We start from the raw sequence: 21,779 nt of genomic DNA, 5'->3' as shown, positions 1-21,779 counted from the left end.
GCCGGGCAGCCGGCCTCGCGCACCAGCGGGGCATGCGGATCGCCGTCGACGACCACAACGCCCGCGCCGACGCCCCGTTCCGGCTGGCCCTGCGCACCGAGGACGACGCCGGGAACCCCGCCGGCGCGCTGCGGGCCGCCGACCGGCTGGCGGCCGACCCGGAGGTGCTGGCCGTCGTCGGCCCCACCGGGGACGTCCTCGCCGCGTCCGTCGTCGAGCGCTACGAGAAGGCCGACCTCGCCCAGGTCGTCGTCTCGGCCGGGGCCACCACCGCCAAGACGTCGGCCACGCACACGCTCTGCGTGACCCGCCCCCTCGACAGCGCGCTGCCCGTCGGCATCGCGCGCTACGTGTTCCAGGTCCGCCGGGCCGACCGGGTGGCGATCGTGGAGGACCACGCCGACGTCAAGGGCGCCTGGGCCAGCACGAAGACCTTCCGGGATCCCCCGCCCGAAGGTGTCGAGGTGACCGTGCACCCGGTCGCGGCGGACACCGGGGACTTCGGCCCGGCGGCCCGTGCGGTGGTCGCCGGGAACGCGGACGCCGTCGTCCTCGCCTCGACGTCCCCCGCCCGGGGCGCCCGCTGCGCCGCCGCCCTGGCGGCCGCCGGGTTCACCGGAACCCGCGTGTCCACGGGGCCGGTCCTGGCCCCCGCCTTCCTCGACGGTGCCGGGGAGGCCTCCGAGGGCTGGGTGTTCGCCCAGGCGTACAGCGACCCGGCGGCGGTCCCGGCCGCGAAGGCGTTCACCGCCGCGTACCGCAAGCGCCACGGCACCGCACCCGCCCGCTGGGCCGCCGAGGCGTACGACGCGGTCGGGCTGATCGCCCGCGCGGCCCGCACCACCAGCGCCACCGGGGCGGAGCGCGAAGGCATGGCACAGCGCCTCTTCCTGACCACCCACCCGGGGATCACCCGGCCCCTGTCCTTCGACGCCTTACGACGGGTCCGGTACGAGGACGACGGGATCTTTCTCTACCGGGTCGAGGACGGCCGGGCCCGCTTCCTGGGGCCGTACACGAAGGTCTGAGACGAGCTACGGACGCGGGGGCCCGAAGCGCAGTTCCGGCTCCCTTCTCCAATTTCGTCTCCTCGGGGCCCAGCGCTGCGGGGTCAGCGCACGATGCGCCACCGGTTGTCCGCCGTGCCGTCGTCGGCACTCTGAACGGCGAAGGCGCCGACCGCAGTGGATCCGTCGGCGATGGCGAGGAGCTTCCCGCTGTGCACGTTGCGGATCTTGCAGGTGCCGTCGCCCTGGTCGAGGACGGTCCAGCGGTGGTCGGCGGTGCCGTTGTCCGCCCACTGCAGGACGGTGGCGCCGTCGGCCGTGGACATGTTGAGCACGCCGAGCACCTTGCCGCTGTGGACGTTGCGGAAGCGGTAGGCGTCACCGTCGGGAATCATCTCCCAGTCGTGGTCGGCCGTCCCCGAGTCGGACCACTGCAGGGCTCGGCCGCCGTCGGCGGTGGACATGTCCTGGACGCCCAGCACCAGGCCGCTGGCCGCGTTGGCGAGGCGGACGGAGGTGACGCCGCCGGTGTTCCAGTAGACGGTGTAGTTGTGACCGTGCGCGTCGTGGAACGGACCCAGGTTCACGCTGGTGCCGTTCGCGGTGGCGGTAAAGGCGAGTGACGCGGACCCGTTCCGCCGGATCGACGTGGTGTCGAGGGAGGGCAGCGCGGTGAGGCTCGCGTTCCCGTAGTTCCCGGACAGGACGACCGGGCCGTGGACGACGGCGGACACATTCGGGTTGTCGTTGGCCTGACGTATCACGGTCCGCATGGGCAGGCGGACCGTGACGGTGTCGCCCGAGGTCCAGGCACGGTTCAGGGTCGCGTAGCTGCCGGCGGACCTCGCGACGTCCTGCGCGACGCCGTTGACACTGATGACGGCTCCGGTGGTCCAGCCGGGGATGCGGATGCGCATCGCCCACGTTCCGGCGACATTGCCGGTGACGCGCAGGGTCGTGGTGTCGCCCACCGGGTACGAGGTCGTCTGGGTGACGGTGATACCGCGCTGGGTCCAGGTGAGGACGGAGGGCACGAACATGTTGACGGTGAGCGTCGTGCCGGAGTGGAAGTAGACGGAGTCCGCGAGCCGGGTGTGCACCTCCACGCCGGTGCCCTGGCAGCACCAGAAGGTGGTGTAGTCGGTGCTCCAGGTGCCGCCGCCCCACGCCGGTCCGACGCCGCGCCGTCCTCCGGGCCTGAGGGGGGTGAAGTAGGTGATGTGGCCGTGCGGGTCGGCCGGGTTCTGGTTGCCGATGATGTGGTTGAGCCAGGCCTGCTCGTAGAAGTCGAACAGTTCGGCACGGTCCGGCGTCAGCGTGAACAGTTCCCGGGTGAGGGTGAGCATGTTGACGGTGTTGCAGCTCTCGCAGGTGTCATTGGCCAGGTGGGAGGCGATGGCGTCGGGTGCGCGGAAGTGCTCGGCCTGGCTGTTGCCGCCGATGGCGTAGGTGTGCGATCTGACGGTGTGGTTCCAGGCGTGGGTGGCGATGTCGCGGTACCGGGTGGTGCCGGTGGCCTTGTACTCGCGTACGGCGCCGATCCACTTCGGTACCTGGGTGTTGGCGTGCAGACCGGCCAGGCGGTCCTGGTTCGCCGCCAGCGGGTCGAAGACCGTGGCGTGGTCGAAGCGCTGGGCGACGGTGAGCCAGCGCGTGTCTCCGGTCTGCAGGAAAAGGTCGGCCAGCACGGCGTTCATGCCGCCGAACTCCGTGCCCAGCATGGCCTGCATCTGCGCGGTGGTCAGCCGGCCGGTCCGTGCGTCGACCCAGCCGGCCAGCGCGAGCAGCACGTCGCGGGCCTGGGTGCTGCCGAGGAGCCGCCACACGTCCAGCAGACCGGTCATGGTCTTGTGGACGGTGTAGTACGGCACGTTCCCGTTGTTCAGCGTGCGGGCCTCCAGCGCCGTGAAGTCGGCCTCCGGATACCCGGAGAGGTAGCCCGGGGTGAAGCCGGCGGCGCGGTTGTTGGCCTGGCACTTGGCCAGCTCCGCCACCATGTGGAGGGCCTTGTCGCGGCAGACGGTGTCCCCGGTCGCGGCGTACAACTGCGCCCAGGCGGTGAGGAAGTGGCCCTGGACGTGGCTGCGGAAGGGGAAGTCGGGTGCCTCCCAGCCTCCGGTGGCGGCGGCGCCGTTCGTGGACAGCCGGTGGTTGGCGCGGAAGTTGTACAGCAGCCGGTCGACATCGATGAACCGCAGGTAGTCCCGGGTCCGGTTCTGGTTGTCCAGCCACCTGCTCGCCGTCAGCCTGACCTGGCCGAGGTCGAAGGGGGAGGACAGGACCCCGATGCCGGCACGGGCCGGGGAGCCCGCCGCTCGGGCGGGTGACGCGCCGGCCAGCGGTCCGACGGCGCTCGCGGCGGCGGTCGCCCCGGCGAGTTGGAGGAGACGGCGCCTGCTGACGGAGGAGGAGGACATGGGGGAACCCTTCTGGGGGGGGAAGGCTCGGCGGGCGGGCGAGAGGGGAAGGGCCGGTCGGGGTAGCGCGGTGGCCGGCCTGGTTCACGTACAGGTGGAGGCGGCGCGGTCGTGGCGGCCGGGCCGCCCGGACGTCGTCTCGGGCGACGGCGCGCGGACATGGGGGTGATCGCGTCCGGGCGGGGCCGTCGGCGGTGCCCTGTCCGACCGGTGAACGGCGGGGCCGCCGGGCGGCATGCGGACACGCATAGGAGCCTCCTCGTGCGAGGGGAGAGAGAAAAAGAGAAGCCGAGCGCGTGGCTGGGTGGGGCGGAAGCGGTCCTGCGGACGGTTCATCGCCAGGCCGTCTGCTGGGGGGCACCAAGGGCAGACAGGCCGTCCGTTCGTCCTCGAACGGACGTGGAAGTGACGAGACCATAGAGCGGGACATGACGAGCCGTCAATGTGACTGGCGTCGGCATGCGACGCCGGAATGGGGGCCCGGCCGAGACCCGCCGGCGAACAGAGCCCGGCAGCCTTTCGTGAATCGCCGCACGTCGCAGGGCATTTCACCCGCAGAGACGCTGTATCGCGGGCAAGGCGGCAGGCAGGAACCACGGAAAATTTGCGCGCCGCACACCTCTTGAGGAATCCCCGGGAGCTGTGCCATCGTCATTCCGACATCACGCCAGAGCACTCTCCGCATGCGATCAACTCTGACCGCTCGTAAAATTGTTAGCGCTCACAAGAGAAATCCGCTGTCGCCATCGTCGATCTCCCCTCGATGCTTCGAGGTCCCTTCCACTCCAGTCATCATCGCCCTTGCTGACCGTGCACCCTCCCCCGTGATCACATATGTGAGCGATCACACTTGACATGCCGCCGCCGCTTCCTCCGGAGTATTCCTGTGATTCGAGGTCCCACCTGATCCAGCCCGCCGCACTCCGTTCGTCCAGGACCGGGCCGAGGGGCACACCGGACCTGCCCTCCGGCTTTCTCATGCCGGGCCGGCCAGGTCAGGTGTCGGTGCCGTCCAAGCACGAGATTCCCATCGAGATGAGAAGGAGTAATGATGCGGTTCGGATCGCTGAGAAAATGCTTTCGGTCACGGCGAGTGGGTTGATCGCCGCCGCCTGTCTGGTCGGCGGCGGTACGACCGCGCAGGCCGCGGCTCCGCAGCCCTGCGACCTGTACGCCACGGGCGGCACCCCGTGCGTGGCCGCGTACAGCACCACGCGGGCGCTGTACGCCGCCGACAGCGGACCGCTCTACCAGGTCAGACGCGCCTCGGAGACGTGCTGACCTCCGGCTACCCGTCGAGGGCCACCGAGGACGCCGTGCAGGCCAACATCACCGCCGCAGGCTACGCGTCGGCCGACAGCGTCCTCGACGGGAGTTACCGACGGCGCGCGACTCGCCACCCCGCTGAGCAGCCTCGAAGGGGATCTCCAGCCTTAACGGAACGTGCATGCCTTCCGTTCCTATAGTTACCGTCATGCAACTGGACTTGAATCTGCTCACCGCTCTGGACGCGCTGCTGGAGGAGGGCAGTGTGGCGGGGGCCGCGGCCCGGCTTCACGTCACGGCGCCGGCGATGAGCCGTTCGCTGGGCCGCATCCGCAAGGTCACCGGCGACCAGATCCTCGTCCGCACCGGACGCCACATGACGCCCACCCCCCGCGCTCTGGCCATGCGTACCGAGGTCCACGCCCTCGTACAGCAGGCGCAGCAGTTGCTGTCCGCGCGTACGGAACTCGACCTGGCGGGTCTGGAGCGGGTGTTCACCGTGCGGTGGCACGATGCCCTGACCACTGCCTGCGGGAGCGCCTTCGTCGCTGCGGTGCACCGTCAGGCCCCTGGGGTGAGGATCCGCCTCACGGTCGAGCCCGGCCACGACACCCCGGAGCTGCGTCGCGGCGAGGTCGATATCGCCTCGAGTGCGGGACCGCCGTCCCAGCCCGACATCCGTCACCGGCTCATCGGCCGGGACAAGATCGTCCTCGCTGTCCGGCCGGGGCATCCGCTCGCCGAGGAGCCGGTGACCATCGAGAGGTACCTGGCTGCCGACCACGTGACCGTGTCCCGGCGGGGCAGTTTGCGCGACCGGGTCGACGAGGCCGTCGCCGCCCTCGGCCACGAGCGGCGTGTCATCGTCTCCGCGCCCACGACGGACACCGCACTGCAACTCGCCCGCGATGCCGACGTCGTGGTCGCCGTCCCCGATGCGGTCACCCGCTCCGCCCGGCACCACCTGGGCCTGACCACGCTTCCGCTGCCCTTCGACCTGCCGCCCGTTTCTCTCCATGTGTTCTGGCACCAGCGTTACGACGACGACCCCGCCCACACCTGGCTGCTCAGCCTGGCCACCCGGACCCTCCAGGACCTGTTCAGCGGTTGATGGAGATGGCGAAGGGCGCGAATCCGTTGGTCCGGATCACGTGCGGGACGAACAGGATCGCGGCCTCCGTGGCGCGGGCGGTCCGTATCCCGCCGAGATCCGTGATCCATTCCTTCTGCCAGCCGAGATCGGCGAGAAGCTCCCGTACGACCTGCTTGGCTTCCGCGTCGTCGCCGGAGAGGAAGACGGACGGCGGCTGGGCGAGTGCGCCGGGTGCGGTCATGACCGGGAAGAGCATGGTGTTGAGCGTCTTGACGACGCGCGTTTCGGGGAGTGCTTCCTGGAGTTGCTCCGCCAGGCTCGAGCCGGGGTACATCAGATCGGCGGGCAGGCCGTCCGGTCCGTCGACGGTGGCGTTGGAGACGTCGACGAGTATCTTGCCGCGCAGTTCCTCGCGCAGCGCGGTGAGCCGCTCGAGCGAACCGGCTCCCGGAGTGGCGTTGATGACGACCTGGGCCCGCCGGGCGGCGTCGGCGGCGGCGCCCGGCTCGCGGTCCGCCACGGTCACTTCACGCCCTGCCCGGTCGAGGGCCTGGAAGAGGTTGCCGCCGACGCGGCCGTTCCCGAGAACTGCGATCGTGCTCATGATGAGGTGATTCCTTCGCGTGGTGCGGGTGGTGGGGTGCGGTCAGTGGGAGAGGGTGGCGACGGCCTCGGCGTGGACGCCGGGGGGCGGCGGCCAGGAAGCTCTCGCTCTGCGGGGTCCAGGGGCGGCCCTGGGCGTCGGAGATCCGTCCGCCGGCCTCGGTGACGAGCAGCGCTCCGGGCAGCAGGTCCGCGCGGGCGCCGGCGAACTGCCAGAAGGCGTCGATCCGGCCGGCCGCCACGTTCACCAGATGCAGGGTCGCGGGCACGGAAGTCCGCACGACGAGCGCGCCGAAGAGCATCGCGGTGATGGAGGACCCGATGCGCCGCACGACCTCCTCGCTCTCGTCCGGCCGGGCCTGGCTCGTGGCCACGAGGCCCAGGCCGAGGTCCGCCGTCCGGGACACGTGCAGCGGGCGTCCGTCGAGGTGGGCGCCGCCGGCGAGCGCGGTGTAGGTCTCGCCGGTCAACGGCAGGTGCACCACGGTGAGCACGGGCCGGTTGTCACGGACGAGCGTGGCGGTCACCGCCCACTCCGGCAGGGCGTGCAGGTGGTTGACGTTGCCCTCGGCGGGGTCCACGACCCACCACTCGCCGGACGGCAGCGCCCCGCCGTCCAGCTCGTCCTCCACCCATCCGGCGTCCGGCCGCAGACGCGTGAGGACGGGGCGAAGCACGTCCATGGCCGCGTCGTCGTTGTCGGCGAGCGCGCTCATCAGCTCCTCCCGGGTCCGGTGGGAGACCACCTCGCCGAACCGCTCCCGCAGCACTGAACCCGCCGCGCGTACAGCGTCGGCGGTCTGCGCGAGCAGGTCGCCGTCGGAGGAGGAGCCGGCAGTCGCGGCGGTGTGGGTCGTCTGAACGGAATCGGACATAGCGGTGCCCCCAGGGGTGTACGGGTGATCAAGTGGACCGGGCGAATCGGTGTGACGTCCGCGCCCGCCTCTCGAACGTAGAAGGGCTGATCGTTGATCTCAAGTGCATGTCAATCACCACTGGGATGACTCCCATGCAATTGAATCGGCTCCCTCACCCGGGGCTCGACACACGACACCGCGAGTCCGGGGGCGGTGTTGGTGGCGAGGGGGATCATCGCCCCCGGTGACGGCCGACCGCTTGTAAGGTGCCCGCATGAATGAGGGGTGGAGCACGGACGACGGAATCCTGCGGCTTCCTTCCGGCGCGCTCGTGCGGGGACGGGGCTTGCGTCACCCGCTGCCGCCCGGGCCGACGCCGTCGTTCGCGGTCTACCTGCTCGGCAAGCAGCCGCCGCCGACCGCGTGGGAGGCCCGCTGGCTGCCGTGGCCCGACTTCCGCCTCCCCAGGGACCGCCGCCTGGCTCGCGAGGTGCTGCGGGAGGCGTTGGACCGGGCGAGGAACGAGCGCGTCGAGGTCGCGTGCGGAGGCGGGCGGGGACGGACGGGTACCGCCTTGGCGTGCATGGCCGTCCTCGACGGTGTGCCGCCGGACCAGGCCGTCGCCTTCGTCCGCCGGCACTACCACCCCCGCGCCGTCGAGACCCCCTGGCAGCGGCGCTTCGTCCTGCGCTTCGCGGACGCTTAGCCGACCCCGGTCCCAACGGGAACGGCCACGCCGGAACGCTATGGAGCCCCGTCGCCTCACGGCGACGGGGCTCCATGCGTTCGTTGTCTACAGGGGCGGCGGCGGCCCAACCGCCGGTGGCAGTCCGTCCGCGCCGCCCGGGGGCATGGTTACGACGCGGTCGCCGCCGGGTCGCACGTCTTCACGGCCGTGACGTAGTTGCTGTTCATCCCGTAGCCGGCGAAGGTCGCCCAGCCGTCGGGCTGGATGGTGACACAGGGGGCCCACTGGCCGTTCGTGTACTCGACCGTGACGGAGACGGTCTCGGAGCAGCCGTTGTGGACATCGGTGTAGCGCCAGCTCTGGAAGGACTCCACGCAGGCGGGAGCCGGCGCTCCGGTGGCGGCCGCCGCGGAGGGGGCGGCGGCGAGGGTCATAAGGCCCGCCGCGACGGTGGCGGCGAGGGTGAGAGCGGGCGAAATGCGCTTCATGCGGTTCGTCATGGGCTCATCCTCGGGACAGAAACCAAGCCCTGCAAGTTTCTGCAAAAGTTTTCAGTCATGCTTTCATCGCATGAGTTACCCTCCAGTTCAGCCTTGGTCTCTTGCCCTGCAAGAACTTGCAAGACCAGTCAGCAGGCGTACCGGGAGTAGGGCCCGGGCTCACGATGTCCGAGATTCGACGGTGCCCGGCAGCCCGTCGGCGTCGCCCTCCCCCGCCGAGAGCCCCACGTATGGGTGAAGATCCGCCACCGGCCAGGACGAAATCCCAGGAAAAAACGTTGTTTCGGGCATGAATCCACAGGAGTCCTGGAGTCACCACAAGGTTCTGGCAGAGGAATTCTGTTTGCACGACGAACAAGTCAGATACGCGGAGGCTGCGCTGCGGGAGGCTCAGATGCACCGCAGCCGCTCGCTCGCCGCGTTCGCCGTCACCGTGGGCCGCGACAGGTCCGTGGCGGATCTGCTGGGACTGCAGGCGCGCGAGGTGAGGTCGGCCCGGCGCCAGGTGGGCGTCGAGACCGCCCGGTCCGCCGCGGACACCCTCCTCAACGCCCCGGCGGCCGCCGACGCGGGCCCCCGGACGGCGTGGTCCGAGGAACTGGACGCCGCGCTGAGTGCGGGCTGGCGGGAAGGGGTGGACCTGCACGCGCTCGCGGAGCGCCTCGGCATGGACGTGGCGAGCGTCGTGACCCGGCTCAAGGACCTGTCCACGCAGGGCGTCCTGCGCGGGGCCGGCACCCCGCCGCGCCGGGGCCGCCACCGCAAGCAGGACAACGGCACCCCACCGCCGCCGCGTCCCGCCGAACCCGCGGCCCGGCCGCGGACCCGCGAGCGGCCCGCCCCGCAGGGGACGACGTCGGGGACGGGGACGGCGGAGAGCTGGGCGGAGTGGGAGTCGCAGCTCACGCCCGTCCCGGAGGACCCCCCGGCGCGGGAGGCCGGCGGACTCGTCCTGGAGGGCGTGGTGTGCCCCCCGTACCAGTACGGCTACTGAGGCACCGCCGGCGCACCCCCTGGCCCGGCGCACGCGGGGCGGACCGGCGGCCCGGATTAAAATTTTGCCTGGGCTGCAAAATTGCATAGCATCCATCTTCATGAGCGACGACCCGCCCCTGGGGCTGCGTGAGCGCAAGAAGCGCGCCACGCGCGACGCCCTGGCGGGCGTGGCACTGCGCATGGCCGCCGAACGGGGCTTCGAGCAGGTGACCGTCGAGGCGGTCACCGATGCCGTCGGGGTCTCCGTACGCACGTTCTTCAACTACTTCGCGTGCCTGGAGGACGCCATCACGCGTCCCGGCCCGGAGAGCGCCGAGCGGACCCGGCGGGCCGTCCTCAACGCGCCGGAGCACCTCACCGCGCTGGAAGCCCTCAGCGAGGCCATCGCCCAGGAGCTGGCCTCCATCGAGGAGGACCACGAACGCTGGGAGCTCCAGACGGCGGTGCTGCGCAAGAGCCCGGCGCTGCTGCCCAACTTCCTGGCCGCCCGCGGCGCCGACGAGACGGCCATGATCGCCGCCGTCGCCGAGCGCCTCGGCCAGGACCCCGTGGCCGATCTGCACCCCCGGCTCCTCGCCCACGTCGCCCTGGCCGCGGTACGCGCCTCGGTCGAGGTGTGGGTGGCCACGGGCCGTACACGTACCTTCCAGAGCCTGTACCGCGAGGCATTCGCCTCCCTGGCCGCCGGTCTGAAGGCCTGAGCGCGCCCGGCGCACCCCGCCGGGCCGCCCGCCCACCCCCGTACCACCCCTCCGCGCGGCTTCATCCGCCGCGGCGGAGCCAGTCACCAGAGAATGAGGAACGTCAGCCGATGACCGCTGCCGTCACACCCGAAACCGGCCCGGCCGGTGCGACCGAGGGGGCCGCGTCAGGCATGACGCGCCGCCAGATACTCCAGGCCATGTCGGGCCTGATGGCCGGCATGTTCGTGGCCATCCTGGCCTCCACGGTCGTCGCCAACGCCCTGCCCAGGATCATCGCCGACCTGCACGGCACCCAGTCCTCGTACACATGGGTCGTCACCTCCGAACTCCTCGCCATGACGGCGACGGTGCCGATCTGGGGCAAGCTCTCCGACCTGTACGACAAGAAGCTGCTCATCCAGCTCTCCCTGTCGATGTTCGTCGTCGGCTCGCTCGTCGCCGGCTTCTCGCACAGCGTCGGGCTGCTCATCGTCAGCCGTGTCGTGCAGGGCATCGGCGCGGGCGGACTCACCGCGCTCGCCCAGGTCGTGATGGCGGCGATCATCCCGCCGCGCGAACTCGGCCGCTACTCCGGCATCTTCGGCGCCGTCTTCGCCGTCGGCACGGTCGCCGGTCCGCTCATCGGCGGGGTCCTGGTGGACACCTCCTGGCTGGGCTGGCGCTGGTGCTTCTTCATCGGCGTGCCGTTCGCGCTGCTCGCGATCGTGCTGCTCCAGCTCACCCTGAAGCTGCCGACGATCCGCCGCGAGGTGAAGATCGACTACGTCGGTGCCGTCCTCATCATGAGCGGCGTCAGCGCACTGCTGCTGTGGGTCACCCTCGCCGGCAACCGCTTCGACTGGGCGTCCTGGCAGACAGCCGCGCTGGTGACCGCCGGGGTGGTCCTGCTGGGCACCGCGGTGTGGGTCGAGTCGCGCGTGTCGGAGCCGATCATCCCGCTGGACATCTTCCGCAACCGCACGGTGGCGCTGACGACGGTGGCGAGCCTGCTCGTCGGTGTGGCCATGTTCGGCGGCACGGTGTTCCTCTCCCAGTACTTCCAGATCTCGCTCGGCAAGTCCCCGACGATCGCCGGTCTGATGAGCCTGCCGATGATCCTCGGTCTGATGGTCTCGACGACCGTGGCCGGCCAGATCATCTCCGCGCGGGGCAAGTGGAAGGGCTTCCTCATCGCGGGCGGCATCATCATGACCGCGGGCATGGGCCTGCTGTCCACGATCGGCGCCGACTCCTCGTTCGGCCTGCTCAGCGTGTACATGGTGGTTCTCGGCGTCGGCGTCGGCATGCTGATGCAGAACCTCGTGCTGGCCGCGCAGAACGACGTGCCCGCCTCCGAACTCGGTGCGGCGACCTCGGTCCTGTCGTTCTTCCGCAGCCTCGGCGGAGCCATCGGTACGAGCGCGCTCGGCGCGGTCCTCGGCCACCGGGTGGCCCAGGAACTGGAGAAGGGCTTCGGCGGTGCGGCCGGCGGAAGCGGCGGCGGCGAGAGCACCGTGCCCGACCTGAGCACGCTGCCCGCTCCGGCGCGCGAGATCGTCGAGAACGCGTACGGCGTCGCCACCGCCGACGTCTTCCTGATCGGCGCCCCGTTCGCCTTCCTGGCGCTGATCGCGGTGCTGTTCATCAAGGAGAAGCCGCTGCGCACCCAGAGCGGCATGGAGCGTCTGGCGGAGGAGACGGCGGCGGCGCAGTCCGCCGCGGCCCCCACGCACTGAGGGCACCCCCGCAGGGTTTTCGTTCTCCCCCTCGCACTGAGCGCACCCCCGCGCGGCCCGTTCTCCCCCTCGCCGGGGCGGACGGGCCCCGCGGGGCCGGGCGGCGGCGCCACCTGTCAGGGTGTCGGGATGACGCGCCCCGCCGACCGCCGCCCCGACGCCGACGACCCGTTCCCCGCCCAGTTCGCCCGCACCCGGCGCTTCTCGCTGGGGGTGCCCCACCGGTTCACCGTCTCCCCGGACGGCACGCGGGTCCTGTTCCTGCGCGGCACCTCGGGCTCCGACCCGGTGAACCGGCTCTGGCTGTACGAGAACGGCACCGAGCGGCTGCTGGCCGATCCGCTCGCCCCGGACCTCGCGGAGACCGGCCCGCCACAGGAAACACCGGCACGGCCCGCACGCCCCGGTGAGACCTCGTCCGGTGTGGTCGCGTACGCCACCGACGCCTCCATGTCCGTGGCGGCCTTCACCCTCGCGGGCACGCTCCGGCTGGTCCCCGTGCGCGGCGGCCCGCCCCGCCTGCTTCCGACGGCCGGGCCCGCCGTCGATCCGCGCCCCTCCCCCGACGGCTCCCTGATCGCTTACGTCTGCGGCGGCGCGCTGCGTACGGTGCGCAGCGACGGCACCGGTGACCGCGCGCTCGCCGAGCCCGAGGGCGAGCACATCACCTACGGCCTGTCCGACCATGTGTCGCGGGAGTCCGTCGGGCGCGCCCGCGGTCACTGGTGGTCCCCGTCGGGCGACGCGCTCCTCGTCGCCCGCGTGGACACCTCGCGCGTCCGGCGCCGCTACCTCACCGACCCCGCCCACCCGGAGCGCCCGCCCCGCGCCCTGCCGTACCCGGCCGCGGGCACCCCCAACGCCGACGTGTCGCTGTACGTGGTGCGGCTGTCCGGCGAGCGCGTCCGCGTCCGGCTCCCCGCCGCGGCCGGGACCGGGCACCCCGAAGGGGCCTGGACGGACCGGGCGTTCGAGTACGTGGTGGCGGCCGGCTGGGACGAGCGGGGCCCCCTGGTCACCGTGCAGAGCAGGGACCAGCGCTCGGTGTACGTCCTGGAGGTGGACCCGGAGACCGGTGCCACCACGACGGTGCACCGCGCACACGACCCCGCCTGGGTGGCCCTGCGCCCCGGCACCCCGCTGCGGCTGCCGACCGGGGCGCTGGTCGTCCCGGCCCGGCCCGGCGGCGACACCCAGGGGCTGGCGATCGGCGCCGTCCGCACGCCGCCGGGCCTCCAGGTGCGCGAGGTGCTGGGCGCGGCGGACGGGCGGGTGTACTTCACGGGCGGCGACGAGCCCACGGAGATCCACGTCTGGTCGTACCGCCCCGGGGACGCGGGCCCGGTCCGCGTCTCCGGGGTGCCCGGCGTGCACACCGCCGCCGTCGGGGGCCCGGTGGTGGTCCTGGACAGCCGGACGCCGGACGGCCAGACGGTGACGGTGCTGCGGTCCGGCGCGGAGGTCGGCCGGATCGCGGTCCTGGCGGAGGAACCCGTCGTCACCCCGCGCCCGCTGGCGCTGAGCCTGGGCCGGCGGGAGCTGCGCAGCCGGTTGTACCTGCCGTCCTGGCACCGGCCGGGCGACGGGCCGCTCCCGGTGCTGCTGAGCCCGTACGCGGGTCACGGCATGCAGGTGGTACTGCGGGCCCGGGCGTGGTGGACGGCGGTGGCGCAGTGGTTCGCGGAGCAGGGGTTCGCGGTGCTCGTGACGGACGGGCGGGGCACGCCCGGGCGGGGCGAGGCGTGGGAGAAGTCGGTGCACGGCGACCGGCTGACGGCGGTGCTCGACGACCAGATCGACGCCCTGCGCGCGGTGGCGGCGGCCCGCCCGGAGCAGCTGGACACGGGCCGGGTGGCGGTGCGGGGCTGGTCGTTCGCCGGTTATCTGGCGGCGGCCGCCGTGCTGCGGCACCCGGAGGTCTTCCACGCGGCGGTGGCGGGCGCCGCCCCGGCGGACCGGCTGCTGTACGACACCCACTGGGAGGAGCGGTTCCTGGGCCACCCGGATGTGCTGCCGGAGAACTACGCCCGCAACTCGCTGCTGGACGAGGCGGCGTCGCTGCGCCGGCCGCTGATGCTGGTGCACGGGCTGGCCGACGACAACGTGACCGTGGCGCACACCCTGCGTCTCTCGGCGGCCCTGCTCGCGGCGGGCCGCCCGCACACGGTCCTGCCGTTGCCGGGGGCCGGACACCGGATCGGCGGCCGTGCGGCGGGCGGGCTGCTGCTCCTGGAGCGGGACTTCCTGCGCAGGTCGCTGGGGGTCTGAGGCGCGCCGCCTCGGGATGCGGCCGTCCGGGAGAGGCGCCGGGGGGTGGGCGCCCCGGCACCGGGGCTCCGCCCGTCCAGGAGCCGTACGCGGGTCCGCCCGTCCGGGAGCCGTACGCGGGTCCGGCGGTCGGGGCCGGACCAGCCCCGGCCTAGCCCTGCTCGCCCACGGCCCGTCCCGCCTCGCGCAGGGCCGCGACGGCCGCCCGGATCGAGGGCCGCCGGTCCGCGTCGGACCGCCAGACCGCGTGGACGTGCCGCCGCATCGTCTGGCGGACGGGCACCAGCCGTACGCCGTCCGGCACCGGTCCCCGGCCCAGCCGGGGCGCCACGCACACGCCCATGCCGGCGGCGATCAGCGCGAGTTGCGTGTGGTGCTCACCGGCGAGGTGGGCGATGCGCGGTTCGATGCCCTTGGAGCGGAGCGTGAACATCAGCCAGTCGTAGCAGAACTCGCCCTCCGGCCAGGAGACCCAGTCGTCGTCGGCGAAGTCCTCCAGGTCCACCTCGGACCGCCCGGCCAGCGGATGACCGGCCGGCATCGCGATGTCCGGGGCGTCGTCGAGCAGTTCCGCCCTGGTCAGGCCGCCGGGCACGGGCAGCCGCTTGTTGCTCCAGTCCAGCACCACGGCCAGGTCGATGTCGCCCCTGAGCACCGCCCGGATGCCGTCCTCCGGTTCCAGCTCCAGCGTCCGCACCCGCAGTTCGGGGTGACCGGCGCGCAGCGACAGCAGGGTCGAGGGGAAGAGGCCGCGCGCCGCCGTGGGGAACGCGCCGAGCCGGATCTCGCCGACCACCTCGCCGCGCTGGGCCTCGATGTCGGACTGGGCCAGCTCGACCTGTGACAGGATGCGGGCCGCGTGGTCGGCGAGCAGCCGCCCGGCGTCCGTGAGCCGCACCCCGCGTCCGTTCCTGGCGAGGAGCTGCTGGCCCACTTCCCGTTCCAGCTTCGCCATCTGCTGCGAGACGGCCGACGTCGTGACGTGCAGCCCCTCGGCGGCGCCGCTGACCGAACCGAGCCGGGCGAGGGCGTCGAGAGTACGCAGGCGCTCCAGGTTCAACATGTAAGCGATGCTACGGGAACCAGCACACAAAATCTCACTTGTTCTACGAGGTTCGGCCGGTCATCGTGGTCCTCATGAGCGCCCCGCCCGCACCCCGTCCTGCCACCGAACCCTCCGCGCACCCGGCCGCACCCCCGGCCGCGCCGCCCGGGGCGCCGGTCGCGGCGGACCTCCCCGCCCGCCGCCCCGCCCTGGACTGGCGGCTGCGGTTCGCGGCCCTCTCGCTGATCTGGGGTTTCAGCTTTCTGCTGATCAAGGTGGGGACCGACGCGTACGCCCCGTTCCAGGTGACGTTCGGGCGGCTCGTGTCGGGGACCGCCGTGCTGGCGGTGGTGATGGCGGTCCGGCGGGAGCGGCTGCCGCGCTCCGCCCGCACCTGGGGCCACCTGGCCGTGGCGGCGTTCTTCCTCAACGCCCTGCCGTTCTCCCTGTTCGCCTACGCGGAGCTGACGATCCCGTCGACGCTGGCGGGCATCTGCAACGCGACCTCGCCGCTGTGGGGGATGGCGCTCTCGCTCGTCGCCCTCTCCGAGGACCGGCCGACCCGGCGCCGCGTCGCCGGTCTCGGGCTCGGCTTCCTCGGCGTCCTCACGGTGCTCGGGGCCTGGCAGGGCTTCTCCGGGCTGGACTTCGGCGGGACCGCCATGGCCCTGCTGGCCTCGCTCAGCTACCCGGTGGGCTGGATCTACGTGCGCCGCACGCTGGCCGGCGACAGCGCGTCCACCCTCGCCCTCACCGGCAGCCAGCTCTTCCTGGGCACCGTACAGCTCGCGGTCGTCACCCCGCTGTTCACGGGCCTGCCCGGCGGCTTTCCGCTGGGGCCGACCCTGGCCGTCCTCGCGCTCGGGGCGCTGGGCACCGGTCTCGCGGTGCTGCTCCAGTACGGCCTGGTCCAGGAGGTCGGACCGACGACCGCGCAGATGGTCACCTACTTCATCCCTGTCATCGCGACGGCGGCCGGTGTCGCCGTGCTCGGCGAGGAGCTGAGCTGGAACACCCCGGTCGGCGCGCTCGTCGTCCTGGCCGGTGCCGCCCTGACCCAGAGCCGCCCGCGCGCCGCCTGAACGGACGCGCCGGGGCGGACGCCGGGGCCGGGGCGGACACCCGGGCCGGAGGCGGTCGCGGTCCGGGCCCGGCACAGGCCGAGTCCGGCACAGCCCGGTCCGGACGCCGTCCAGGCACACCGCGGTCCGGGCCGGTCGCGGTCCAGACCCAACGCCGTCCAGGTCAGCCGTAGTTCAGCGGGCGCACCGGGCCGGCCGCCCCGGCCACCGCGTCGGCCAGCGGGCCTATGTCGGCCTCGGTGAGCGAGGACACCGTGAGCCGGACCGCCTGCGGGGCGTCGATCCGGAACCGGGCTCCGGGCGCCACCGCCCAGCCGGCCTGGAGCAGCCGGGCCACCGCGCCCGTCTCGTCGCTCACCGGCACCCACACGTTCATGCCGCTGCGGCCGTGCGCCTCGACGCCCCGGTCCGCCAGGGCCCGGACGAGCGCGTCGCGGCGGCGGGCGTAGGAGCCCGCCACCTCGTCCGGGTCCACGGCCCCGGTCTTCCACAGGTGGACCACGGTGCGCTGGAGGAGCCGGCTGACCCAGCCGGGCCCGAGCCGCTGGCGCCCGGTGACCCGGTCTACCGTGACCTCGTCGCCGGTGAGCACGGCAACCCGCAGGTCCGGCCCGTACGCCTTGGCCGTCGAGCGGATGAACGCCCAGCGGTCCGTGACCCCGGCCAGTGGGTGCAGCGGCTGGTCGACGATGGCGTGCCCGTGGTCGTCCTCGATGAGCAGGACGCCGGGATGGCGGGCGAGGACGGCGCGCAGCCGGTCCGCCCGCGCCCCGGACACGGCCGCGCCGGTCGGGTTCTGCGCGCGGTCCGTGACGACGACGGCGCGCGCGCCGGCCCGCAGCGCCGCTTCGAGCGCGTCGGGCAGCGGCCCTTCGTCGTCGAGCGCGACCGGCAGGGGGCGCATGCCCAGCGCGGGTACCAGGTCGAGCAGCCCGCCCCAGCCCGGGTCCTCGACCGCGACCGGGTCGCCCGGGCGCAGCTGGGCGGCGAGCACCCGTTCGATCCCGTCCAGTGAGCCGGAGGCGACTGCCACCGGCCCGGCGGGCACGCCGTCCGCGTCCAGGGCGGCACGGGCGAGCGCGGCGAACTCCGGGTCCACGAAAGCCCCTCCGTACAGCCCCGGCTCGTGCGCGTACGCCTCGGCGACCGCCGCGAAGGCCTCGCCCAGGCGCGGCAGCAGCGCCGGATCGGGGTTGCCGTCACCCAGGTCCCGGACGCCCGGCGGGGCCTCGACCCGTATCGAACCGCGCGTGGTGCCGGCTGGGCGGGGCCGGACGCGGCTCCCCCGGCGTCCGCCGGTCTCGATCACCCCGCGCTCGCGCAGGATGCGGTAGGCGGCCGCGACGGTGTTCGGGTTGACCTCCAGGAAGACGGCCAACTCCCGCATGGGCGGCAGCGCTTGGCCGGGCTCCAGCCCCCCGGAGCCGACCCCTCGCTCGACGCTGGCGGCAATGTCCTGTGCACGCCGCCCACTGATCCGATACTCTCCTAGCACAAAACACAGTATGCACTAGTGCAATGGAGTTCGCAATGCCGGAGACCGCTCCCCAGCAGACCACGTCCCCGGACACCCCGGCCGGCTACGGGCCGACGGACCGCACTGTTCCGACCCGGCTGCGCGAGCGGGCCGCGTACGACCGCGAAACGGTCCACGCGATACTCGACGACGCCTTCCTGTGCCACCTGGGCTTCGTGCGCGAGGGCGCGCCGGTCGTGCTGCCGACGCTGTTCGGGCGGGTCGGCGACCGGCTGTACGTCCACGGCTCGACCGGTTCCCGGCCGCTGCGGGAGTCCGGCGCCGACGCGGGGCTGCCGGTGTGCCTGACGGTGACCCACGTGGACGGCCTGGTCCTGGCCCGCTCCGCCTTCCACCACTCGCTCAACTACCGGTCCGTGGTCGTGCACGGCACGGCGTACCAGGTCACCGACCCGCAGGAGCGGCGCATCGCGCTGGACGCGATCCTGGAGCAGGCGGTGCCGGGGCGCTCGAAGGACGCGCGCCCGGCCGACGCGAAGGAGCTGGCCGCCACGGCCGTCGTCCGGCTGGATCTGCGCGAGGTCTCCGCCAAGATCCGCACCGGCGGCCCCAACGACGAACCGCGCGACCTCGGCCTGCCGCACTGGGCGGGCGTCGTCCCGGTGGCCCCCGCCTTCGCGGCGCCGGTCCCGGCCGATGACCTGGACCCGTCGATCGGGCTGCCCGGCTACCTCGAAGCGCTCCGGGGCCCGTCCGGCGGATCGGGGTCGGACACCCCCTAGGAACGGCCGGCGGGCCGCCCGGCCGGAGCCTCGGCACCGGCCGGCCCTGAGGCGACCGGGCCCGCGGCCGGGCGCGGGGTGGCCGACTGGGCAATGAGCGCCCCGGCCAGGACCAGCGCGCCGCCGACGAGTTGCGGGGCCGCCAGGTGCTCACCGAGCAGCACCCACGCGAGGACGGTCGCGATGACCGCCTCCAGGCAGGCCACGACCCCGGCGACCGCCGGGGACAGCATGCGTACGGAGACCACGCCGGTGACGTATGCGAGGACGGTGGCCAGCAGCACGATCCAGGCCAGCAGCAGCCACGCCGGTACTTCGGTGCCGTCCATGACCGTGTCGCCGCCGAGGACCGAGCGGTCCATGGTCCACGGGCGGGCGACCGCGGTGAGCACCAGGGCGCCGACGAGCAGCCCGTAGGCGATGACGCCGACCGGGTTCGGCGGCCCGGACCCGTCCGGCGCCGCATCCCCGCCGCCCTGGTCGGACAGGACGAAGTAGCCGACCTGGCAGCAGGCGGCACCGAGCGCGAGCAGCAGTCCGACGGCGTCGAAGCCGAGGCCGGCCCACACCTCGACCACACAGGCGAGGCCGCCGACCGCGAGGACGACGCCGAGGGCCGCCGCGCGGGTCACCGGCCGCCGCTGGACGAAGCGCACCCAGCCGAGGACCAGCGCCGGCGCCAGGTACTCCACCAGCAGCGCCACGCCCACGGGGATGCGGGAGATGGCGGCGAAGTAGCAGGCCTGGACGCCCGCGACGGCGAGCAGCCCGAAGCCGAGCAGCAGGACGGGCCGTTCGCGGACCAGGGCGCGGTGGCGCCAGGCCACGGGAAGCATGACGAGCGCGGCGCCCGCCACCCGCAGCCAGACCACGTGGAGCGGGTCGAGTCCCGCCTCGATCAGCGGCTTGGCCGCCACTCCGGACCCACCGAATGCGAACGCCGAGGCGAGGGCGAGTCCCAGGCCGGCGCTTCTCCCCTGAGACGCGTGCATCGGCACATCATGACAGCTGGGGTCAGCACCGTCACCCCGGTGACGCCTGACGTCCCGTAACCCTCCCCTGCCGCCCGCGCCCCTGACATCGGCATCGCCCGCGCGCACGGGGCAACCGGCGGCCCGTCCCCACACGTCTCACAGAGAGGAACGGGGTGTTCGCGGCGTGGCGGGAGGGAACCGGGGTGAGCTGGCTGGTGTCCCTGCCGGCGCTCGACGGGCGCGACTACGTCTACCGGGTCCACGCGCCGCACGACGCGCTGCCCGCCGATCTGTTCTGGTCGGCGTTCCACTGCCACGACGACGGCCCGCACCCGCGCGCCTGCGACCGCTTCGACGCGGCGCACATCTGGCGCACGGGCGCGGACCGGCCCGCTCCCCGCTGACGCGCCCCCGCGGGGCTCAGTGCTCGTCGGCGAGGATGAGGTAGAGCTTCTTGCGGGCGTCGTTGACGACCGCGAGCGCCTTCTCGCGCTGGTCGGGCGAGCCGGTCTTCCAGACCTGGCCGAAGGCCTCCATCAGACCGACGCCGGCCTGCCGGACCTCGTTCGCGCTCTCCCAGTCCACGCCGCGCCCGGCTTCCTCCCAGGGCGCCTCCGGCCCGGTCTCGGCCTCGGTGCGGCCGGTGTCGGTGAGCGTGAACAGCTTCTTGCCGCCCTCGCTCGCGCTGACGATCAGCCCCTCGTCCTCCAGCAACTGGAGCGTGGGGTACACCGAGCCGGGGCTGGGCCGCCAGGCGCCGCCGCTGCGCTCGCCGATCTCCTGGATCATCTCGTAGCCGTGCATCGGCCGGTCCCTGAGCAGTGCCAGGATCGACGCCCGCACGTCACCGCGCCGCGCCCTCCCCCGGCCGCCGCCCCGGTTGCGCCCGCCACCGAAGGGCTTGCCGCCGAACGGCGGCCCGAACGGCCCGAAAGCCGCCCGGTGCCCCTCGGGCCCACGATGCCCGTGCTCCTGCCCCGGACCGCGCCCGTGGCCGTGTTCATGTCCGTGTGTACGCATGACCGCACTCCTCCGCTTTCCTGCGATACGCCTCATCGCTTTCTGTATCGCTGAACCATCGCGATGCCTCAACGATATATCGGAATCGATCGCATGACAACCCCCGAGCCGAGGTGCGCGGCTGACCCGTCACGTCGAACCTTGAGTGAATCCCACCGAATCTGCCCGCGAGCCGGTTGAATCGACCGGCCGTGCACTACTACCTCCCTGGAGGACTCCGTGACCGACAACGCCGCAGGCGCCGCCGACGCCCGCCTCGTCGTCCGGCTGCTGGACACGGACACCTGGCCCGCTTTCGCGCGATTGGTCGAGGCGAACAACGGTGTGTGGGGTGGCTGCTGGTGCATGGGCTTTCATGTCAAGGTCGGGAAGGGGCGCACCGCCCAGCAGAACCGAGCCGAGAAGGAGCAGCGAGTTCGGGAGGGCCGTACCCATGCCGCGCTGGTCTTCGAGGGTGACGACTGCTTGGGCTGGTGCCAGTTCGGGTCTCCTGCCGAGCTGCCGGAGATCAAGAGCAGGCGGAAGTACGAGAAGGACCTCGTGGTGCTGCCCGACTGGCGCATCACCTGCTTCTTCACCGGGAAGGGCCTCCGCAGGCGCGGCGTCGCGCACACCGCGCTCGGCGGGGCGCTGGCCGAGATCGCCCGTCAGGGCGGTGGCACGGTCGAGGGCTACCCCGAGGAGACCGACGACCGCTCGGTATCGGGATCGTTCCTGCACACCGGCCCCATGGCCGCCTTCGAGAACCACGGTTTCACGCGGACCCGGCTGATCTCGCCCCACCGGTGGGTCGTGACCCTCGACGTCCCTCCGGCCGGAGGCGGCAACTGATCTGTGTCTGTCGGCCGAACAGGCTCTCGTCCGATACGGCAGCGCTTTGAGCTACGCACCTCGTCCTCGGTGAGACGAGCTGTGCTCCGTCGAGGTTCGGTGAGATTCCCTCGGAGGTCGATGCGACAGGACAGCGGCGGTCAGCTCACTCCGAGGGGCCGTCAGGACGGGCCGGCCGCTCCTCGCCCCGCCGCCCGAGCAGGTACACGGCGGTCACCGCGACGCCCCGGTCCTCGTCGTGCGCGAGTTCTCCGAGTGCCTCGGTCGCCGACGGGCCGGGGATGTCCGCGAGGGCCTGGGCGAGGCGGCGGCGGGTGGCCGCGTCCGGGGCGGGGGCGCGGAGGCGGGCGACGAGCGCGGTGGCGATGCGGTCGGCCGTACCGGGGTCGGCCGCCAGGACACCCAGGGCGTCGGCCGCCTCCACGTCCCGCTCCGCCTCGGCGACCATGTCCAC

General features: G+C 72.9%; 20 protein-coding genes and 2 pseudogenes. 13 read left to right on the top strand and 9 right to left on the bottom strand.

The genetic code is table 11. The features are described from left to right. Positions 1–1,028: ABC transporter substrate-binding protein (locus MHW47_RS15835; protein ID WP_239223850.1), on the top strand; the 1,028-nt coding region annotated here is incomplete at its 5' end. Positions 1,029–1,111: 83 nt separating this feature from the next. Here the strand turns inward: MHW47_RS15835 and MHW47_RS15830 are convergent. Continuing rightward, on the bottom strand, positions 1,112–3,424 hold the full coding sequence (locus tag MHW47_RS15830) for a beta-L-arabinofuranosidase domain-containing protein (RefSeq protein ID WP_239223848.1): 2,313 nt from the start codon (positions 3,422–3,424) through the stop codon (positions 1,112–1,114). A 1,074-nt stretch (positions 3,425–4,498) separates the two neighbouring features. On the opposite strand from MHW47_RS15830, the pseudogene MHW47_RS15825 reads away from it, so the two are divergent. The 3 genes and pseudogenes from MHW47_RS15825 to MHW47_RS15820 all read left to right on the top strand — a co-directional run. Further along, positions 4,499–4,696, top strand: a pseudogene (locus MHW47_RS15825) (arabinofuranosidase catalytic domain-containing protein); the annotation flags it as partial. Beyond that, positions 4,615–4,890 (top strand): arabinofuranosidase catalytic domain-containing protein, encoded by a 276-nt coding sequence (locus MHW47_RS36110; protein WP_374230097.1) that lies wholly within the window; start codon positions 4,615–4,617, stop codon positions 4,888–4,890. The pseudogene MHW47_RS15825 and the gene MHW47_RS36110, both read left to right, overlap by 82 nt. Positions 4,891–4,898: 8 nt before the next feature. After that, positions 4,899–5,801, top strand: coding sequence for a LysR family transcriptional regulator (locus tag MHW47_RS15820; RefSeq protein ID WP_239223846.1), 903 nt, complete (start codon positions 4,899–4,901; stop codon positions 5,799–5,801). Here MHW47_RS15820 and MHW47_RS15815 read toward each other — a convergent pair. Both MHW47_RS15815 and MHW47_RS15810 read right to left on the bottom strand, forming a co-directional pair. Then, positions 5,791–6,387, bottom strand: a complete 597-nt coding sequence (locus tag MHW47_RS15815) for an NADPH-dependent F420 reductase (RefSeq protein ID WP_239223844.1) — start codon at positions 6,385–6,387, stop codon at positions 5,791–5,793. The genes MHW47_RS15820 and MHW47_RS15815 overlap by 11 nt on opposite strands. 42 nt (positions 6,388–6,429) lie before the next feature. After that, a pseudogene (locus MHW47_RS15810) lies at positions 6,430–7,261 on the bottom strand (inositol monophosphatase). A gap of 256 nt (positions 7,262–7,517) precedes the next feature. On the opposite strand from MHW47_RS15810, the gene MHW47_RS15805 reads away from it, so the two are divergent. After that, positions 7,518–7,949, top strand: coding sequence for a protein-tyrosine phosphatase family protein (locus MHW47_RS15805; RefSeq protein WP_239223843.1), 432 nt, complete (start codon positions 7,518–7,520; stop codon positions 7,947–7,949). Positions 7,950–8,098: 149 nt separating this feature from the next. Here MHW47_RS15805 and MHW47_RS15800 read toward each other — a convergent pair whose 3' ends face one another. Then, positions 8,099–8,431, bottom strand: coding sequence for an alpha-amylase (locus tag MHW47_RS15800; RefSeq protein ID WP_239223841.1), 333 nt, complete (start codon positions 8,429–8,431; stop codon positions 8,099–8,101). A gap of 394 nt (positions 8,432–8,825) precedes the next feature. Between MHW47_RS15800 and MHW47_RS15795 the strand changes: the two genes are divergently transcribed. The 4 genes from MHW47_RS15795 (at position 8,826) to MHW47_RS15780 (ending at position 14,114) form a co-directional block, all read left to right on the top strand. Next, the gene (locus MHW47_RS15795; RefSeq protein WP_239223839.1) at positions 8,826–9,425 is read left to right on the top strand and encodes a hypothetical protein; all 600 of its coding nucleotides are present in this window, start codon (positions 8,826–8,828) and stop codon (positions 9,423–9,425) included. A gap of 100 nt (positions 9,426–9,525) precedes the next feature. Then, complete coding sequence (locus MHW47_RS15790) at positions 9,526–10,128, top strand: TetR family transcriptional regulator (protein ID WP_239223837.1); 603 nt, start codon at positions 9,526–9,528, stop codon at positions 10,126–10,128. Positions 10,129–10,238: 110 nt separating this feature from the next. Continuing rightward, positions 10,239–11,846: an MDR family MFS transporter gene (locus tag MHW47_RS15785; RefSeq protein ID WP_239223835.1), complete on the top strand. Its 1,608-nt coding sequence runs from the start codon at positions 10,239–10,241 to the stop codon at positions 11,844–11,846. Between the two features lie 129 nt (positions 11,847–11,975). Next, entirely contained in the window at positions 11,976–14,114 is a 2,139-nt protein-coding gene (locus MHW47_RS15780) for a prolyl oligopeptidase family serine peptidase (protein WP_239223833.1), read from the top strand. A gap of 151 nt (positions 14,115–14,265) precedes the next feature. Here MHW47_RS15780 and MHW47_RS15775 read toward each other — a convergent pair whose 3' ends face one another. Further along, on the bottom strand, positions 14,266–15,177 hold the full coding sequence (locus MHW47_RS15775) for a LysR family transcriptional regulator (RefSeq protein ID WP_239223831.1): 912 nt from the start codon (positions 15,175–15,177) through the stop codon (positions 14,266–14,268). 74 nt (positions 15,178–15,251) lie between these two features. On the opposite strand from MHW47_RS15775, the gene MHW47_RS15770 reads away from it, so the two are divergent. After that, the gene (locus MHW47_RS15770) at positions 15,252–16,241 is read left to right on the top strand and encodes a DMT family transporter (protein WP_239223851.1); all 990 of its coding nucleotides are present in this window, start codon (positions 15,252–15,254) and stop codon (positions 16,239–16,241) included. A 163-nt stretch (positions 16,242–16,404) separates the two neighbouring features. On the opposite strand, the gene MHW47_RS15765 is transcribed toward MHW47_RS15770, so the two are convergent. Further along, positions 16,405–17,736, bottom strand: a complete 1,332-nt coding sequence (locus MHW47_RS15765) for an aminotransferase class I/II-fold pyridoxal phosphate-dependent enzyme (protein ID WP_239223829.1) — start codon at positions 17,734–17,736, stop codon at positions 16,405–16,407. Between the two features lie 35 nt (positions 17,737–17,771). On the opposite strand from MHW47_RS15765, the gene MHW47_RS15760 reads away from it, so the two are divergent. Further along, a complete protein-coding gene (locus MHW47_RS15760) occupies positions 17,772–18,500 on the top strand; it encodes a pyridoxamine 5'-phosphate oxidase family protein (protein WP_239223827.1) in 729 nt (242 codons plus the stop codon). Here MHW47_RS15760 and MHW47_RS15755 read toward each other — a convergent pair. After that, positions 18,497–19,492, bottom strand: a complete 996-nt coding sequence (locus MHW47_RS15755; protein WP_239223825.1) for a DMT family transporter — start codon at positions 19,490–19,492, stop codon at positions 18,497–18,499. The two genes, MHW47_RS15760 and MHW47_RS15755, sit on opposite strands and share 4 nt — an antisense overlap. Positions 19,493–19,677: 185 nt before the next feature. Here MHW47_RS15755 and MHW47_RS15750 point away from each other — a divergent pair, with 185 nt between their 5' ends. Continuing rightward, positions 19,678–19,878 carry a hypothetical protein gene (locus MHW47_RS15750; RefSeq protein WP_239223823.1) on the top strand — a complete coding sequence of 67 codons (201 nt, stop codon included), beginning with the start codon at positions 19,678–19,680 and terminating at the stop codon, positions 19,876–19,878. A gap of 16 nt (positions 19,879–19,894) precedes the next feature. Here MHW47_RS15750 and MHW47_RS15745 read toward each other — a convergent pair whose 3' ends face one another. Next, positions 19,895–20,494, bottom strand: a complete 600-nt coding sequence (locus MHW47_RS15745; protein ID WP_239223821.1) for a PadR family transcriptional regulator — start codon at positions 20,492–20,494, stop codon at positions 19,895–19,897. Positions 20,495–20,713: 219 nt separating this feature from the next. Between MHW47_RS15745 and MHW47_RS15740 the strand changes: the two genes are divergently transcribed. Beyond that, positions 20,714–21,325, top strand: coding sequence for a GNAT family N-acetyltransferase (locus MHW47_RS15740; protein ID WP_239223819.1), 612 nt, complete (start codon positions 20,714–20,716; stop codon positions 21,323–21,325). Between the two features lie 145 nt (positions 21,326–21,470). Here MHW47_RS15740 and MHW47_RS15735 read toward each other — a convergent pair. After that, a partial coding sequence (locus MHW47_RS15735) for a HEAT repeat domain-containing protein (protein WP_239223818.1) occupies positions 21,471–21,779 on the bottom strand: 309 nt, incomplete at its 5' end.

The organism is Streptomyces sp. OfavH-34-F (assembly GCF_022347745.1).
GTDB lineage: Bacteria > Actinomycetota > Actinomycetes > Streptomycetales > Streptomycetaceae > Streptomyces.
This window is presented reverse-complemented; position numbering and strand designations above follow the sequence as displayed.

What these genes read in the sequence shown, in the direction of transcription:
- MHW47_RS15760 (WP_239223827.1), top strand. Translation starts at nt 17,772, where the DNA reads ATGCCGGAGACCGCTCCCCAGCAGACCACGTCCCCGGACACCCCGGCC.
- MHW47_RS15795 (WP_239223839.1), top strand. Translation starts at nt 8,826, where the DNA reads ATGCACCGCAGCCGCTCGCTCGCCGCGTTCGCCGTCACCGTGGGCCGC.
- MHW47_RS15805 (WP_239223843.1), top strand. Translation starts at nt 7,518, where the DNA reads ATGAATGAGGGGTGGAGCACGGACGACGGAATCCTGCGGCTTCCTTCC.
- MHW47_RS15780 (WP_239223833.1), top strand. Translation starts at nt 11,976, where the DNA reads ATGACGCGCCCCGCCGACCGCCGCCCCGACGCCGACGACCCGTTCCCC.
- MHW47_RS15790 (WP_239223837.1), top strand. Translation starts at nt 9,526, where the DNA reads ATGAGCGACGACCCGCCCCTGGGGCTGCGTGAGCGCAAGAAGCGCGCC.
- MHW47_RS15745 (WP_239223821.1), bottom strand. Translation starts at nt 20,494, where the DNA reads ATGCGTACACACGGACATGAACACGGCCACGGGCGCGGTCCGGGGCAG.
- MHW47_RS15785 (WP_239223835.1), top strand. Translation starts at nt 10,239, where the DNA reads ATGACCGCTGCCGTCACACCCGAAACCGGCCCGGCCGGTGCGACCGAG.
- MHW47_RS15830 (WP_239223848.1), bottom strand. Translation starts at nt 3,424, where the DNA reads ATGTCCTCCTCCTCCGTCAGCAGGCGCCGTCTCCTCCAACTCGCCGGG.
- MHW47_RS15800 (WP_239223841.1), bottom strand. Translation starts at nt 8,431, where the DNA reads ATGACGAACCGCATGAAGCGCATTTCGCCCGCTCTCACCCTCGCCGCC.
- MHW47_RS15755 (WP_239223825.1), bottom strand. Translation starts at nt 19,492, where the DNA reads ATGCACGCGTCTCAGGGGAGAAGCGCCGGCCTGGGACTCGCCCTCGCC.
- MHW47_RS15770 (WP_239223851.1), top strand. Translation starts at nt 15,252, where the DNA reads ATGAGCGCCCCGCCCGCACCCCGTCCTGCCACCGAACCCTCCGCGCAC.
- MHW47_RS15820 (WP_239223846.1), top strand. Translation starts at nt 4,899, where the DNA reads ATGCAACTGGACTTGAATCTGCTCACCGCTCTGGACGCGCTGCTGGAG.
- MHW47_RS15815 (WP_239223844.1), bottom strand. Translation starts at nt 6,387, where the DNA reads ATGAGCACGATCGCAGTTCTCGGGAACGGCCGCGTCGGCGGCAACCTC.
- MHW47_RS15775 (WP_239223831.1), bottom strand. Translation starts at nt 15,177, where the DNA reads ATGTTGAACCTGGAGCGCCTGCGTACTCTCGACGCCCTCGCCCGGCTC.